Annotated in this window: 15 protein-coding genes; 7 read left to right on the top strand and 8 right to left on the bottom strand. The window is 70.2% G+C overall.

The annotated features are described in order from the left end of the window. Positions 1–245: 245 nt before the first annotated feature. The gene (locus AC07V5_RS05130) at positions 246–1,490 is read right to left on the bottom strand and encodes a hypothetical protein (protein WP_495114539.1); all 1,245 of its coding nucleotides are present in this window, start codon (positions 1,488–1,490) and stop codon (positions 246–248) included. A 324-nt stretch (positions 1,491–1,814) separates the two neighbouring features. On the opposite strand from AC07V5_RS05130, the gene AC07V5_RS05125 reads away from it, so the two are divergent. Genes AC07V5_RS05125 through AC07V5_RS05110 form a run of 4 tightly spaced genes read left to right on the top strand, consistent with a single transcriptional unit; the run spans position 1,815 to position 7,321 of the window. Continuing rightward, on the top strand, positions 1,815–2,522 hold the full coding sequence (locus tag AC07V5_RS05125) for a response regulator (RefSeq protein ID WP_495114538.1): 708 nt from the start codon (positions 1,815–1,817) through the stop codon (positions 2,520–2,522). A 9-nt stretch (positions 2,523–2,531) separates the two neighbouring features. Then, positions 2,532–3,887 carry a sensor histidine kinase gene (locus AC07V5_RS05120; protein ID WP_495114537.1) on the top strand — a complete coding sequence of 452 codons (1,356 nt, stop codon included), beginning with the start codon at positions 2,532–2,534 and terminating at the stop codon, positions 3,885–3,887. A gap of 60 nt (positions 3,888–3,947) precedes the next feature. Continuing rightward, positions 3,948–4,553 carry an ECF-type sigma factor gene (locus AC07V5_RS05115; RefSeq protein WP_495114536.1) on the top strand — a complete coding sequence of 202 codons (606 nt, stop codon included), beginning with the start codon at positions 3,948–3,950 and terminating at the stop codon, positions 4,551–4,553. Beyond that, positions 4,550–7,321: a protein kinase domain-containing protein gene (locus tag AC07V5_RS05110; RefSeq protein WP_495114535.1), complete on the top strand. Its 2,772-nt coding sequence runs from the start codon at positions 4,550–4,552 to the stop codon at positions 7,319–7,321. Before AC07V5_RS05115 ends, AC07V5_RS05110 begins: the two co-directional genes overlap by 4 nt. Before the next feature lie 34 nt (positions 7,322–7,355). Here AC07V5_RS05110 and AC07V5_RS05105 read toward each other — a convergent pair whose 3' ends face one another. The 5 genes from AC07V5_RS05105 to AC07V5_RS05085 all read right to left on the bottom strand — a co-directional run bounded on the left by AC07V5_RS05105 (position 7,356) and on the right by AC07V5_RS05085 (position 11,195). After that, positions 7,356–7,544 carry a hypothetical protein gene (locus tag AC07V5_RS05105; RefSeq protein WP_495114534.1) on the bottom strand — a complete coding sequence of 63 codons (189 nt, stop codon included), beginning with the start codon at positions 7,542–7,544 and terminating at the stop codon, positions 7,356–7,358. 128 nt (positions 7,545–7,672) lie between these two features. Beyond that, the gene (locus AC07V5_RS05100) at positions 7,673–8,392 is read right to left on the bottom strand and encodes a LytR/AlgR family response regulator transcription factor (RefSeq protein WP_495114533.1); all 720 of its coding nucleotides are present in this window, start codon (positions 8,390–8,392) and stop codon (positions 7,673–7,675) included. Further along, positions 8,389–9,429 (bottom strand): sensor histidine kinase, encoded by a 1,041-nt coding sequence (locus AC07V5_RS05095; RefSeq protein ID WP_495114532.1) that lies wholly within the window; start codon positions 9,427–9,429, stop codon positions 8,389–8,391. Before AC07V5_RS05095 ends, AC07V5_RS05100 begins: the two co-directional genes overlap by 4 nt. 18 nt (positions 9,430–9,447) lie before the next feature. Beyond that, positions 9,448–10,341, bottom strand: coding sequence for an alpha/beta fold hydrolase (locus AC07V5_RS05090; RefSeq protein ID WP_495114531.1), 894 nt, complete (start codon positions 10,339–10,341; stop codon positions 9,448–9,450). A gap of 122 nt (positions 10,342–10,463) precedes the next feature. Continuing rightward, a complete protein-coding gene (locus AC07V5_RS05085; RefSeq protein WP_495114530.1) occupies positions 10,464–11,195 on the bottom strand; it encodes a peptidylprolyl isomerase in 732 nt (243 codons plus the stop codon). 142 nt (positions 11,196–11,337) lie between these two features. On the opposite strand from AC07V5_RS05085, the gene AC07V5_RS05080 reads away from it, so the two are divergent. Continuing rightward, positions 11,338–11,820 carry an FKBP-type peptidyl-prolyl cis-trans isomerase gene (locus AC07V5_RS05080; protein ID WP_495114529.1) on the top strand — a complete coding sequence of 161 codons (483 nt, stop codon included), beginning with the start codon at positions 11,338–11,340 and terminating at the stop codon, positions 11,818–11,820. Here the strand turns inward: AC07V5_RS05080 and panC are convergent. Then, positions 11,813–12,649, bottom strand: coding sequence for a pantoate--beta-alanine ligase (gene panC, locus AC07V5_RS05075; protein WP_495114528.1), 837 nt, complete (start codon positions 12,647–12,649; stop codon positions 11,813–11,815). The genes AC07V5_RS05080 and panC overlap by 8 nt on opposite strands. Position 12,650: 1 nt before the next feature. Further along, entirely contained in the window at positions 12,651–13,457 is an 807-nt protein-coding gene (gene panB / locus AC07V5_RS05070; protein WP_495114527.1) for a 3-methyl-2-oxobutanoate hydroxymethyltransferase, read from the bottom strand. A gap of 64 nt (positions 13,458–13,521) precedes the next feature. On the opposite strand from panB, the gene AC07V5_RS05065 reads away from it, so the two are divergent. Both AC07V5_RS05065 and AC07V5_RS05060 read left to right on the top strand, forming a co-directional pair. Beyond that, positions 13,522–14,445, top strand: coding sequence for a hydrogen peroxide-inducible genes activator (locus tag AC07V5_RS05065; RefSeq protein WP_495114526.1), 924 nt, complete (start codon positions 13,522–13,524; stop codon positions 14,443–14,445). 72 nt (positions 14,446–14,517) lie between these two features. Further along, positions 14,518–15,240 (top strand): P-loop NTPase family protein, encoded by a 723-nt coding sequence (locus AC07V5_RS05060; protein WP_495114525.1) that lies wholly within the window; start codon positions 14,518–14,520, stop codon positions 15,238–15,240. Positions 15,241–15,342 lie beyond the last annotated feature (102 nt).

Below are 15,342 nucleotides of genomic sequence, written 5' to 3'. Positions count from 1 at the left end.
TTGTTACCTGGAGAATTCCAATTATTCCCATTGCCCCAGGTGGCGTTACCCCCGTTACCCGTCCAGGTATAGGTCGTCGCGCCCGCGTCGCTCGGCGCGAGGAATCCGGCGCTCAACACCGCCGCCAGCGCCATACTCAGCGGCAAACGCCGGGGCGCCCGGGCGATACGGTAATGGGCCGCCACGCGACCGGTCGATTCAATGCAATGCTTGTTCATGTCAATCCCTGTGTATCGTGGTTTGGCTTAGTTGCTGGGGACGGTGTAGGAGAAGGTATTCACAACCCAGGAATAACCCCCAGTCAAACTCGCCTGGACACCCGCGCCCACGCCCGTGCCCACACCGATGCCGGGAATCGCGTTCTGCGCCCCGCGCATGCCCTTGGCCACGCTCCAGGTGATGCTGCCGTCCACGACGGTCGCCGCGCCGAGCAGGCCGACGTAACCGCCGCTTTGCTGGTCCACCGGCCCGGGGCCCCACTGCAGCCCCACGCCCGCGCCGGCGATGAAGGCATAGCCCACCGAGCCACCGACGCTGGCCACCACGGCGAACTTCATCTTGCCGTTGTCGAGCTTGCAGTTGTGCACCAGGCCGATGGAACCATCGACCCCGCCGACATACGCGCCGCCCACGCCGGCATAAATACCACCGGAGGAGTTGGTGAAATTCGACGGGAAATTCGAGGTCTGGGTACCGGGCGCCCAGCCGGTGCCGCACAACATGCCATATTTACCCGAGAGGCGGAGCATGGTGCTGCCCACGTCATTGATCTGGTCCGCCGACAGCGACTTGGTGCTGGAAACCACGCTCAGCACGCGTTTCATGTCGTTCAGATCAACACCGTCGGCGGCGTTGGCAGAGTCCTTGAATGCCTTGATGGTTTTCTGCAGCGAGGGGCCGAGATCGTTATTGCCCATGGCCACCTTGGCCGCCTGTTGAAACAGCCGCAAGGTCACCGCATCCAGCGCACTGTTCACGACGGCGAGGGTTTGGTCATAGCCGCTCTTGATTTGTCCGAGGGAGCTGCCGTAAGTGGCCTGCGCCGTCGAGGCAATCTGCGTGAAGGCGGCCGAGAAATCCGGGCTGATGCCGGGTTCACGGAAATAGGTATTGCGGGTGGTATCCCAGGCGCCCTTGTAGCTGCAGATACCGCAGACATCCATGCTGTAGCTGGCGCGGCAATTGCCGTAATACAGCGCCAGGCATTTATGCGGGTGGCCGCTGCTTTTCGTGAGATACGGGGGCTCGGTATAGGTCGTCGAGCCCCGGTAATGGCAGAACCCCGGCACGCTGGGCGAGTAGCCGCTCGGGCAGTCCTGCATGCAGGCCGCCGCCGTGCAGGTGTAGCCGGCGCGCGGCGGGTTGTAGCAAAGCCCGCCCTGCTCCACCTTTCCGGCGGGGCATGACAGGGCCAGCGCCGAGCCCGACAGCGCCAGCAGCGCGAGACAGGCCGCGGCACGGCGCAGCGCGGAAAACAGTGAGTTCTTCATGAGAGCACCTGGGGTTGATTCAGGGATGTCGGCCTCTGAGCGAGGCTTCCTACCTGGGTAGAACGCATTCGGCGGCCGATCGCGACAGGCCGGGATGGCGAGGCCCTAGCAGCCCTCGCCGCCTCCGAGCTGGGGCCCGTTGGCTTGACCGTGCAATCCTGCCGACGAAGAGGCGTTTCGAGCGCGACGTCGCTAGACGTTTGGCGTCACCGGGCGTCGCGGCACGACAAGGCAAGACGCTCTGCGACAAGGCTGTCGCAATTGCCGGCGCCCGCGAGGTTTGGCGGGACACTCGGGCGCCTTCCTCGCCTGCCGGCTCCCCTCATGTCGCCCCACCCACCTGCCCACCTGCTCGTCGTCGACGATGACGCCGAGCTGTCGGCCATGCTGGTCCAGCTGCTGCAGTCCGAGGGTTGGACGGTGGAGACGGCCGGCACCGGCGCCGACGCGCAGCGCGCCATCGAGCAGCGCATGCCCGACCTGCTGCTGCTGGACGTGCTGCTGCCCGACACCAACGGCATGGACCTGTGCCGCCACTGGCACCGCCGCTACCCCAGCCTCGGGATCGTCATGCTGACGGCGCGCGGCGACCCCATCGACCGCGTGCTGGGGCTGGAGCTGGGCGCCGACGACTACCTCCCCAAGCCCTTCGAGCGGCGCGAGCTGGTGGCCCGGCTGCGCGCCGTGCTGCGCCGCCGCCAGCCCGTGGCGGCGCCGGCGGAAGCGGTGTGGTCGTTCGGGTCGCTGGAGATCCACCTCACCCGGCGCGAGGCCACCGCGCACGGCGAGGTGCTGCCGCTGACCAGCATTGAATACAAGCTGCTCGTCTCGCTGGCACGCCAGCCTGGCCAGGCCGTGTCGCGCGAGGCCCTGAGCGAGGCGGTGCAGGCCGGCGGCTACCGGCCGCTGGACCGCAGCGTGGACGTGCAGGTGGGCCGGCTGCGCCGCCGCCTGAACGCCGCCATGCCCGGCATCGACTGGATCGACACCGTGCGCGGCGAGGGTTACGCCTTCGTGCCGCGCGGGCACTGACGGCACCGCATGACGATGCGTCTGCGGGTGACCGACTCCGTCACCACCCGCCTGGTGGCGGTGCAGGTGCTCATCGTGGTGCTGGTGGTCACCTGCCTGGCGGTGTTCTGGAACTACGAGCGCAACGCGCTGCTGGCCGAGCCGATGGCGGCGATGTGGGCACCGCGCCTGCAGCAGGCGCTGGCCGAGGACGCGCTCAGCAGCACCGAAGCAGATGCCCTTGCCCGCCAGCTGCGCATGCACGCCACGGCGCCGCCCCACGCGCTCGATGTGACCTCGTGGCCCGCCGCGCAGCTGCTGCGCGAGGCGCTGGTGCGCCACGGCGTGCCCGCCGACCAGGTGCTGCTGGCCCATGGCGCCAGCGGGCTGCAGCTGTGGCTGCGCCTGCCCGCCGCGGCGGCACGGCCGGCACCGCGCTGGCTCAGCCCCACCGATGCACCACTGGCCGGCCTGATCGGCTGGCGCGCGCTGCTGGGCCTGGCGCTGCTGATGGGGGTGGTGGTGCCGCTGAACCTGCGCTTCGTGCGCCGCCTCACCACGCCCATCGCGGTGCTGAGCCGGCGCTGGGCCGGCGCCAGCCCGGCCGCGCTGGATGCCGAGGCCTTGCCGGTGCTGGACGCCGCCGCGCCCAGCGAACTGCGCGCGCTGGACGCCGCCTTCGCCCGCTACGCCGGCCACCTGCTGCGCATCGAGCGCGAGCGCGCGCTGCTGCTGGCGGGGGTGTCGCACGACATGCGCAGCCCGCTGGCGCGCATCCGCCTGGCTGCCGAGCTGCTGCCCGAGACCCCGCCCAACGCCAACGGCGTGGCGACCATCACGCGCAACGTCGACCTGGCTGATCGACTGATCTCCAGCTTCCTCGAGTTCGTCCGCAGCGGCGACCAGCCGCTGGACGAGACCGTGGACCTGGCCGAGACCGTGCGCCAGGCGGTGGCCAGCTTCGGCCGCGCCGACGCGCTGCTGCACCTGGATGCGCCACCCCGCCTGGTGCTGCAGCGCGCCAACCGGCTGCTGCTGGAGCGCGTGGTGGTCAACCTGATCGACAACGCGCTCAAGCACGGCCGCCCGCCGGTGCGCCTGACGCTGCAACTGGACGGCGACACGGCCCTGCTGGGCATCACGGACCAGGGCGCCGGCATCCCGGCCGGCGAGGTCGACGGCCTGATGGCGGCCTTTGCCCGCGGCGACGCCAGCCGCGGCGTTCCCGGCTTCGGCCTGGGCCTGGCCATCGTGCAGCAGGTCGTGACGAGATTGCAGGGCAGCGTGAGCTTCATCCGCCAGCCGGTGGGCCAGCGGGTCGAGCTGCGGCTGCCGCTGGACCGCGGCGTTGACATGCCGCCGCCCGCCGGCGCGGCGCGGCCCTGACACCCTCCGGCAAGCCTTCGTCCATTGGAGCGCGGCCCTGGCCTCCATACTGCGCGCCAAATGCCGCCCAGCCCCCCACCCGCCGCACCCACCGTCACCGAGTTGCTGGCCAGCGCCGCGCGGGGCGAGGACGGCGCCTCCAACGCGCTGTTCGCGCGGCTCTACCCCGAGATCAAGCGGCTGGCCCACTCGCGGCTGGCGCGTTCGGGCGGGCTGCCGGGGCTGAACACGACGGCCTTGGTGCACGAGGGTTTTTTGCGCATGGCCGACGGCGAGGGCCTGCAGGACGCCTCGCGTGGCCAGTTCTTCGCCTACGTGGGCCGGGTGCTGCGCTCGGTGGTGATCGACCACCTGCGTGCCACCGGTGCCGACAAGCGCGGCGGCGATGCCGGCGCGCTGCTGACCCTGTCGGCCGCCGAGGATGAGCCCGCGCCGGTGACGCCCGCCATCGAGCTGATCGCGCTGGACCGCGCGCTGCACCAGCTGCAGCAGATGGACGCCGAGCTCTATGAGCTGCTGGAGATGCTGACCTTCGCCGGCACGCCACCGGACGAGGTGGCGCGCCTGCGCGGTGTGTCGCGGCGCACCGTGGAGCGCGACCTCGTCAAGGCCCGCGCCCTGCTCACCGACCTGCTCGGCGCCACACCCGCCACGTTGTACTGGTGAGCACGGACAGCCCCCTGGGCACCGCCCCGTGGGCCCGTGTGTCCGCGCTGCTGGACGAAGGCCTCGCCCTGGCCCCGCCCGAGCGCGCCGCGTGGCTGGCGGCACTGACTGACGCCGACCCCGCGCTGGCCGCCACCGTGGCCCGGCTGCTGGGCCATGCCGAGGCGGACGTGCCGGCGCCGCGCGGCGCCTTCGACGGCCTGCTGCTGGCCGCCCTGCAGCACGATGCCCGGCCCGCGTTGCCCGAGCCCGAGCTGGCCGGCCGCCAGCTCGGCGCCTGGCAGCTGCTGCACAAGATCGGCGAGGGCGGCATGGGCCAGGTGTGGCTGGCCCGACGCGGGGATGGACTGTACGAGGCCCAGGCCGCGATCAAACTGTTGCGCGGCGACCTGCAGCGCGCCCAGCTCTCCGAGCGCTTCGCGCGCGAGCGGGCCGCGCTGGCGCGGCTGAACCACCCCGGCATCGCGCGGCTGCTGGACGCGGGCATCGCCGACGGCCTGGCCTTCCTGGTGCTGGAGCATGTGGCCGGCCGCAGCCTCGCCGAGCACGTGGCCAGCGCCTGCCCCACGGTGGGGGCGCGGGTGCGCCTGCTGATCGCGATCGCCGACGCGGTGGCGCACGCCCACGCCCAGCTCATCGTGCACCGCGACCTCAAACCCTCCAACGTGATGGTGACCGCGGCCGGTGCCGTCAAGCTGCTGGACTTCGGCATCGCCGGGCTGCTGGACGACGAGGCGCTGGGCGAGCTGACCCGCCAGACCGGCCGCGGCCTGACGCTGGCCTATGCCGCCCCCGAGCAGCTCGGCGGCGGCGCCATCGGCGTCGGGGCCGATGTGTTCTCGCTCGGCGTGATGCTGTTCGAGATGCTGGGCGGCGTGCTGCCCTCCACCGCCCTGGGCAGCACGCGCGCCGAGGCCGAATTCGCGCTGCTGCACGGCGAGCCGCGCCGGCTGCGCGACGCCCTGCTCGACCCCGCCGGCGCGGCCGCCCGCCCGCTCGATGCGCCGCTGGCGCTCGGTGACCTCGAAGCCGTCGTCGCCCAGGCCCTGCGCCGCGCGCCGGCAGACCGCTACGCCTCGGTGGGTGCCTTCATCGACGACCTGCAGCGCTGGCTCGGCCACCGCCCGGTGCGTGCCCGCCAGCGCAGCTGGCGCCACCGGCTGGCCCTGGGGCTGCGCCGGCATGCGTTGGCCGCGAGTCTCTCGGCCACGCTGGCGCTGGCGGTGCTGGCCGGGCTGGCAGCCACCAGCTGGCAGTGGAAGCGTGCGGAAGGGGCCGCGCGCCAGTCCGACCAGGTCACCACCTACCTCACCGAGCTGCTCTCCAGCGCCAGCCCCGACGTGCACGGCGGCCAGTCGCCCAACGTCATGGAGCTGCTGGAGAAGAGCCGGCGCGAGGTGGCGTCCAAGTTCAACGACGAGCCCGAGACCAAGGCGCGCCTGCTCAAGGTGCTGGCCACCACCTACGAATCGCTGAACCGCTTCGACCTGGCCGCGCCGCTGGCCGAGGAGTGGATCGCGCTGAGCGCCGCGAGCTTTGGCGAGGACGACCGGCGCACCGTCGACGGCCGCATCAAGCTGGCCCAGCTCTACACGCCGGTGGGGCCTTACGAGCGCGCCATCGCGCTGCTGGAGCCGCTGCGCCCGCAGGTGGCCCGGCTGTACGGCCCGCAGTCCGAGAAGATGCGCGAGCTGCTGTACGCCCTGGTGGGCTGCTACGCAAAGATCGGACGGTTCGACGCGGCCACGCGGACGCTGGGCGAGGCCGGCCGGCTGACCGAGCTGAACTACGGCCCCGACAGCTTCGAGCGGGCCTTTCACCACAACATCGTGTCGGTGCTGTACGCCCGCCAGGGCCGGCTGAGTGAGTCGCTCGCCGAGCTGCGCCTGACCGAGCCCGCCTGGGCCCACCCCGCGCCCGATGCGCGCCGGCACGTGCTGGTACTGCGCCGCAACACCCTGGCCATGCAGATGCAGGTCGGCCAGTACGAGGGCCTGGCGGCACGCTGGCAGGCGATCGCCGTCGAGGCCGACCAGTTGCTGGGCCCCGGCAGCTCGATGCGGGCCTTCATGCATCCCGCGCTGGCCGGCTACCACGCCGACCGCGGCGAGCACGCGGCCGCGCTGGCCGAACGCGAAGCCTTTCTGGCCAAGGACACGGGGGCGCCCACCTCCGCCCGCACGGGGGCGCGGGCGGAACTGCTGCTGGCTCAGAGCCGGGCCCAGGCCCTGCCGGCCGCGGCGCTGCTGGCCGACGCGCGCGGCCTGCTGGCGCAGATCGACGCGGAGCACCGCCAGCTCGGGCCGGCGCGCGCCGAAGCCTGGCTGGCGCTGGCCCGTACCGGCCTGCTGCTTAGTGATGGCGAGCTGGCCGCCCAGGCCGTGGCCAGGCTGCGTGGCGACGCTGAATTGAATCTGCGTGAGAACCACGGCCTGGACAGCCGCGTGGCGCAGGTCGAAGGCGAGCTGTTGCGCGCGCGCGGCGACCTCGCACGCAGCCGGCAGCTGCTGGCCCAGCGCGTTGCGCTGCTCGCCACCAGCCCCGACCAGGCCGTGCCGGTGATCTGGCAGGCCCGGCTGGACCTGGCCGCCACGCTGGTGCTGCTGCGTGCGCCCGAGGCCAGCGAGGCACTGGCGCAGGCCGCGCGTGCCCGCCCGCCGCAGATGCCCGCCGGCCACCCGCTGGATGTCCTGCAGCGCGAGCTGCAAGACCGGTTGCAGGCGCCGGCGGCGCAGGGCCGGCCGCTGCGCCTCGAAGCACTCCTCTAGTCCAGCGAATCAGTGAAATCGGTGGACTAGGACCTTACTTGCAGGTGAAGCTCTTCGCGTTCACTTCCTTCACGTTGCCCGCACCGCAGGTGGCCAGGGCCTGGTCGCTCATCCGGGTGATGGCGGCGGAGTCGGTCGACGTCGTGATGGGCGGCGCAAAGACACAGGCGCTGAGCAGGGCGGAAGCGGTCAGGGCGAGGGTGAAGGCGGCGAAACGGTTCATTGGAGTTCTCGGGGTCAGGTGTTGAAGAGGCCGCATCGTCGCCGGCGCGGACCAACGGTTCGCGCGGCGGGCGACGGACTGCAGATCGCCTCGGACAGGCTGCATGCCGGCCCGACGGCTGGCCAGCGTCACAGCTCCAGCTTCTCGCGCAGCAGCTTGGCCTGCCGCCGCGACACCTCGACCTGGTGGCCGTCTCGCAGCGTGACGCGGTAGCCGTCGTTGCGCCAGGGCTCGATGCCCTGGACCCAGCGCAGGTTGATGAGGTGGCTGCGGCTGGCGCGGAAGAAGAGCTGGGGGTCCAGCTTCTCCTCCAGGCTGGTGAGCGTGCGGTTGATCAACGGGCGCTGGCCGTCGAACCAGGCCTGGGCGTAGTTGCCGCAGGCCTCGAAGCCGGCCACGTCGCCCAGGCGCACGAACCAGCAGCGCTCGCCGTCGCGCAGGAAGACCATGTCGTCGGCACCCTTCAACGCCGAAGCCGGCGCTGCGACCGGTGCGGGCCGCAGTCGCTCGCGGGCCTTGGCCAGTGCCGCTTCCAGCCGGCCGGCATCGATGGGCTTGAGCAAGTAGTCCAGCGCGTTGCGCTCGAAGGCGGCCAGCGCATGCTGGTCGTAGGCGGTCGTGAAGACGACCAGGGGCAGGTGCTCCAGCTGGTCGAGCAGGTCGAAGCCGGTCGCACCGGGCAGCTCCACGTCGAGCAGCAGCAGCTCGGGCTGCAGCGTTTCGATGGCCTCGCGCGCGGCGCTGAGCTCGGCGGCTTCGCCGACGATGTCGGCATCGGGGATGGCCGCCAGCAGGGTACGCAGCTCCTGGCGGGCGAGGCGCGAGTCCTCGACGATGAAGATCCTCATGCCATCAATTCCACACTGACTTTCACGCGGCCGTCGGCCGTGTCGATACGGCAACCCGCACCCTCGCCGCCGGCGCGTGCGAGGCGCTCGCGCAGGTTGGCCAGGCCCAGGCCGGTGCTGTCCGTCGACCCTGGCTTCCACTGGCCGGGGTTGTCGACGGCGATGCTCAGCTTGCCTCCTTCGCGCCCGATGCGGATGTCCACGACACCGCCGCCCGGCGTGCGCGCCACGCCGTGCTTGATGGCGTTCTCCACCAGCAACTGCAGCAGCATGGGTGGCAGGCTGGCGCCGGCCGTGGCGGGGTCGACCTGCCAGTCCACACGCAGCCGCTCCTCGTGGTGCAGCTGCTCCAGCGCCACGTAGTCACGCACGACGGCCAGCTCGTCGGCCAGCGGCACGCGCTCCTTGGCGCTGTGCTGCAGCGTGTGGCGCAGGGTGTTGGACAGGCGGCTCAGCATCTCGCGGGCGCGGGTTGGGTCTTCGTTGATGAGGGCGCGCAGGTTGTTCAGCGCGTTGAACAGGAAATGCGGGTTGATCTGGGCGCGCAGCACCTGCAGCTCCAGCGCGCGGGCGGCAGCCTCGGCCTGCCACTTGGCGATCTCGCCGGAGCGCCAGCGTTCGATCATGTGCAGCCCCACCCAGACGGCCATCCACAGCCACAGCAGGATGCTGGTGTTGAACGTGTAGACCAGCAGGACCAGCCAGTTCCTCGGCATGCCGGGCGGGAACTCCAGCAGGCCCAGCGCCACGCCGGCTTTGTTGACGAAGAAAACCAGGATCTGCAGGGCAACGGCAAACAGCGGCGGCACCAGCAGCAGGCGCAGCAGCAGGCCCTGCGGCGGTTGATCCAGCCAGGCCCGGCGCAGTGCCAGGGCGCGCAGCGCCTCGCTGACCACCCACAGACCCGCAGCGACCAACACCATGACGAACACCATGGAGCCGCTCAGCGGACCGAAGTTGGCAATCATCACGAGCGAGATGCCGACGTAGCCGCTCCACAGCAGCCCCTGGACGACTGCTCGCCTGCGCGTGTTCATGCCCTGCGGTTCCCTGGTTTATTTGGCGGCAGCCAGGAAGCCCTTGACCTCGCCGACCAGCCAGTCGGCATCGTCCCACATGAGGAAGTGGTAACCGCGCTGGCTCATGGACACCTTGGCGCCACTCAGGCCGGCGTACTGGGTCTCGAAGATCTTCTTCGTGCTTTCCAGCGTCGAGCCCATGGGCTCGTAGGCCGCCCAGGCACCGAGCACCAGCGTGGGTGCCGTGATGCGCGGCAGCAGCGGGCGCAGGTCGTCACCCCAGAGTTCGGACATGGCCTGGGCCGCCGTCGCGCGGTCGGTCGCCATGCTCCAGGCGAAGACGCGCTCGTTGTTGGCCGGCGTGCGGCTCATGCCCATGGCGCCCTGGCGGGCACCGGCCTCCCACTGCGCTGGTGTGGAGTTCAGCATCCCCTGGCGCATGGCCACCGCGGCGCCGCGCGCGGCCTCGGGCGTCATGCCGCGCAGGCCGGCAAGGAAGGGCAGGGAGTCGACGATGACCAGGCGCTCGATGCGGCCGGGCTTCTCGGCCGCCATCTGCAGGGCCAGCACGCCGCCCAGGCTGTGGCCCATGACGACGGGCTTGTCGAGCTTGCGGTCGTCCAGGTAGGCCAGCAGGCGGTCGCGCATGCCGTTCAGGAAGTTGTCCGTCACCACGGCCGGCGCGCCGGCAAAGCCGGGCAGCTGCACGATGTGGCATTGCACGCCGGGCTGCAGCGCGGCGCAGGTTTCGGTCCAGGTGGAAGCGGCGCTGTTCAGGCCCGGGATCATCAGCACCGGCCGGCCCTGCCCGACGACGTCGACGCGCAGGTCGCGAAACTCGGCCGGGGCGGCCTGGCTGTTGCTCACCCACAGCGCAGTGGCAATGCCCACGGCAGCACCGAACAGGCCGATCCAGGAACGCTTGGACATGCAGGTCTCCATCGAGGTTGTGATGGGACGCATGTTGCCGGCATTGCGGCGGGCACCCCGCCGCCGGATGACGAACGGCGGGCCGCGCAGACGAATGGCGAGACGCGGCGGCGAACGGCGCGCTACTTCAACCGCTGCGCCCAGTAGACGAGCACCTCGGTGCGCGGCTCGATGTCCGTCGGGCTGTAGGTGTAGGTGGGCACGACGTTGATCGCGTCCATCGTGTTCAGGCCCGAGATGATGCGGCCGAAGACGGCGTAGCCGGGGTTGGCGGCGCTCTGGTAGTCCAGGCTGGTGTTGTCCTGCACGTTGAAGAAGAACTGGCTGGTGGCCGAGTCGGCGTCACTGCGGCGGGCCATCGCGATGGTGCCGCGCAGGTTGGAGAGGTTGTTGTTGCTCTCCAGCTTGACGGGTGCGTACAGCGCAGTCTTGGGCACCATGCCGCTGGTGTAGCCGCCACCCTGGATGACGAAGTCGCGGTCGACGCGGTGGATGAGCGTGTTCGTGTAGAAGCCCGCGGAAACGTATTTGTAGAAGTTGGCGACCGTCTGCGGCGAGTAGGTGTCGTAGAGCTCGACGACGATCTCGCCGCTGCTCGTCAGCATGCAGACCGTGCCCCATTTGCTGGCCGCAGACGCGGCTAGGCCGGCCGCGCTGCAGGACAGCGTGGTGGGGTTCGGGTTGGGATTGGGCCGCGGGTACTGCGTGCCGCCACCTCCGCCCCCACCGCCGCCGCCACCGATTTCGACCTCAACGCCACCGCCGCAGGCGCTCAACAGGGCGGCCGTGCCGAGGGCCAGCACGAGGCTGGCGAGACGGGCGAGGTGGGCATTGCGGCGGGTAGGCAGGGACATGGGCAACTCCGGTAACTACTCGGCTCAACGGCTGCGGCGGCACGTTGTTGACTCTGCTTACATGCCTTTACGCGGGCTGGCTATAGTCCGCGCCGCTGCCACGAGTGGCTTTTTTTCACCCTTTGCCGTACCCGTCATGCCCATGTTTGCTTCCCGCCGTACCGCCCTCCTGCTCGCCTCCAGCGCGCTCATCGCCAGCCTTGGTCTCGTCGCCTGCGGTGGCGGCGGCGGCGATTCGGGCGCGCCCGTCAACACCGACCCCAACGGCTGGAACGCCGTGACCGCGCTGAAGATCGCGGAAACGACCGTGGGCACCGGCACCCAGGCCGAAACGAACCGGACCGTGACGGTGCACTACACCGGCTACCTGTACGACGTGCGCGTGACCAACACCAAGGGCACGCAGTTCGACACCTCGGTCGGCAAGACGCCGCTGTCGTTCAAGCTGGGCGCTGGCGCGGTCATCTCCGGCTTCGATACCGGCGTCACCGGCATGCGGGTGGGCGGCAAGCGCACCGTCACCATCCCGGCCACCCTGGGCTATGGCAGCACGGGCGCCGGTGGCGGCGTCATTCCGCCGAACGCCGCGCTGGTGTTCGACATCGAGCTGATCAGCGTCAGCTGATTTCCAGGTTGTCGATGAGCCGGGTGCTGCCCAGCCGGGCGGCACCCAGCGCGACGAGCGGCTGGCCGTCCATGGCCGCGCCCAGGTCGTGCTGGCGGCGCAGCGTCAGGTAGTCCGGCGCCCAGCCGGCGTCGCGCAGCGATTGCAGCGCGTCGGCCTCCATCGCGGCCAGGTCGCGCTCGCCGGCCTGCCAGCGGGCGATCAAGCTCTTCAGCGTGCGTGACAGGCGCAGCGCCTCCACCTTCTCAGCCTCGCTGAGGTAGCCGTTGCGCGAGGACAGCGCCAATCCCTCTTCGCTGCGGCGCGTCTCGCCGCCGCAAATCTCGATCGGCAGCGCCATCTGCGCCGTCATGCGGCGCAGCACCATCAGCTGCTGGTAGTCCTTCTTGCCGAACACGGCCAGCGTGGGCTGCACGATGTTGAAGAGCTTGTGCACGACGGTGCACACACCCGTGAAGAAGCCGGGGCGGAAATGGCCTTCGAGAATGTCGGCCAGCTCGGGCGGCGGCAGCACCTTGTAGCCCTGGGGCTCGGGGTAGAGCTCCTTCTCGCTCGGTGCGAAGACGATGTCGCAGCCCGCGCCTTCCAGCAGCTCGCAGTCACGCGCCAAGGTGCGCGGGTAGGTGTCGAAGTCCTCGTGCGGCGCGAACTGCAGCCGGTTGACGAAGATGCTGGCGACGACCGCGCCCGCCGGGCCGACCAGCTCACGAGCCTCCTTCACCAAGGCCAGATGACCTTCGTGCAGATTGCCCATCGTGGGCACGAAGCCGCGTTGGCGGTGGATGGCGAGCGCGTCGCGCAGCTGGCCGATGGTGTGGATCACCTGCATGTCAAAACCCGTGCACTTCGTTGACCGGGAAGCTCTTGGCCTTCACCTCGTCCACATAGCCCTTCACGGCCGCCAGGACGGAGTCCTTGCCGGCCATGAAGTCCTTGACGAAACGCGGCTTGCGGCCCGGCGTGACGTTGAGCATGTCGTGCAGCACCAGCACCTGGCCCGAGCAGTCGACGCCCGCGCCGATGCCGATGACGGGCACCGTCGAGGCGGCCGTGATCTCAGCGGCCAGCGCGGCGGGCACCATCTCGTAGAGCAGCATGGCGGCGCCGGCGTCCACCAGCTCCTGCGACTCGCGCTTGATGCGCGCCGCGCCGGCTTCGTCGCGGCCCTGCACCTTGAAGCCGCCCAGCGCGTTCACCGTCTGCGGCGTGAAGCCGAGGTGGCAGCAGACGGGGATGCCGCGTTCGCTGATGAAGCGCACGGTCTCGGCCGTCCAGCCACCGCCTTCGAGCTTGACCATGTGGGCGCCGGCCTTGATCAGCGCGGCCGAGCTCTTCCAGGCCTCCTCCTTGCTGACGTGATAGCTGTCGAAGGGCAGGTCGGCAATGATCCAGGCCCACTTGTGGCCGCGGGATACGCAGAACGTGTGATAGACCATGTCCTCCAGGCTGACCGGCGCCGTGGAGCCGCGGCCCTGCAGCACATTGCCCAGGGAATCGCCGATCAGCAGGATGTCGACACCGGCCTCGTCGAGCAGGCTCGCGAAGGCCGCGTCGTAGCAGGTCAGCATCGCGATCTTCTCGCCGCTGGCATGCATCTGCGCGAGGCGCGGCAGGGTCATCGGCTTGCGATCAGTCATGGCACCCTCTCGGTGAAAACCCGGGGGGCACCCCCGGGGCGGCCGCAGTGTAGCGTTCGCCTCTATGACCCTGACTGAGCTCCGCTACATCGTCGCCGTCGCCCGCGAGCGGCATTTCGGCCGTGCGGCGGAGGCCTGCTTCGTGTCGCAGCCGACGCTGTCCGTCGCCATCAAGAAACTGGAAGAGGAACTCGACCTGAAGATCTTCGAGCGCGGTGGCAGCGAGGTGTCGGTGACGCTGCTGGGCGACGAGATCGTGCGCCAGGCGCAGTCGGTGCTGGACCAGGCCGGCGCCATCAAGGAGATCGCCAAGCGCGGCAAGGACCCGCTGGCCGGCGCGCTGCGCCTGGGCATCATCTACACGATCGGGCCCTACCTGCTGCCCGAGCTGGTCAAGCACACCATCGAGCTCTACCCGCAGATGCCGCTGATGCTGCAGGAGAACTTCACCGTGAAGCTGCTGGACATGCTGCGCACCGGCGAGCTGGACTGCGCCATCATGGCCGAGCCCTTCCCTGAGGCCGGCCTGGCCACGGCCCAGCTCTACGACGAGCCCTTCGTCGTTGCGCTGCCGGCCACCCACCCGCTGGCCACGCGCGAGACCATCAGCGCCGAGGAGCTCAAGCGCGAGACCATGCTGCTGCTGGGCACGGGCCATTGCTTTCGCGACCACGTGCTGGAGGTCTGCCCCGAGTTCGCGCGCTTCAGCAGCGACGCCGAGGGCATCCGCCGCAGCTTCGAGGGTTCGTCGCTGGAGACCATCAAGCACATGGTGGCCTCGGGCATGGGCGTGACGGTGGTGCCGGCGCTGAGCGTGCCGCGCGAGCCGAGCCGGCACCTGCGCTTCGTGCCCTTCAGCGAGCCCATCCCGACTCGCCGTGTCGTGCTCGCCTGGCGGCGCAGCTTCACGCGCTACGAGGCCATTGCGGCGCTGCGTAATGCCATCTACGCCTGCGAGCTGGACAGCGTGGCCCGGCTGTCGCAATGAGCCCCTCAAGCCGCATTGCTGCGCTGCACAATGCAAAGCAACTCCAACCTCGCGCCGCGCGCGCCTTCCGCCATGAGCCACCCTCCCGTTGACCCCACGGCCGGCGCCATCCACTTCGTCGGCGGTGAAAAAGGCGGCGTCGGCAAGTCGCTGCTGTCGCGGCTGCTGGCGCAGTACCTGATCGACCGCGGCGTGCCGTTCACCGGCTTCGACACCGACCGCTCGCACGGCGCGCTGCTGCGCTTCTATGCCGACTACGCGTCGCCTGCGCTGGTGGACAACTTCGAGGCGCTGGACGCCATCGTCGAGAGCGCGCTGGCCGAGCCGGGCCGGCGCGTGCTGGTGGACCTCGCCGCGCAGACGCATGACCCGTTGGCGCGCTGGATGGACGAGTCGGGCGTGCTGGAGCTGGCCGCCGAGGCCGGCGTGGCCGTGAACTACTGGCATGTGATGGACGCCGGCCGCGACTCGGTGGACCTGCTGGCCCGCCTGCTCGACCGCTTCGGCGACCGGCTGCGCTACGTGCTGGTGCTGAACCAGTTGCGCGGCGACGATTTCTCGCAGCTGGAGCGCTCCGGCCAGCTCGCCCGCGCCCAAGGCCTGGGTGCGCGCACCATGCCGCTCAAGCACCTGCAGGACGCCGTGCTGCGCAAGATCGACGCGGCCGACGCGAGCTTCTGGTCGGCCCGCAACGCGCCGAGCAGCGAGGGCGCCAAGCTGGGCCTGCTGGAGCGCCAGCGCCTGCGCGTGTGGCTGGCCCAGGTCGAAGGCGAGCTGGCAAGGCTGGGCGTTTAGGGCGAGACGGCGCAACATCGGGCGCCGCCTACGCGGCGCTTGATGATGATTTTGGCTATTGGTAGGTTAGTTCTATTTAACGCCAATAACCAATAGTCGTCA

It is taken from the genome of Roseateles sp. GW821-FHT02E12 (assembly GCF_059421665.1).
The sequence above is the reverse complement of the archived record's forward strand: the minus strand, read 5'-3'. Positions and strand labels throughout refer to the sequence as shown.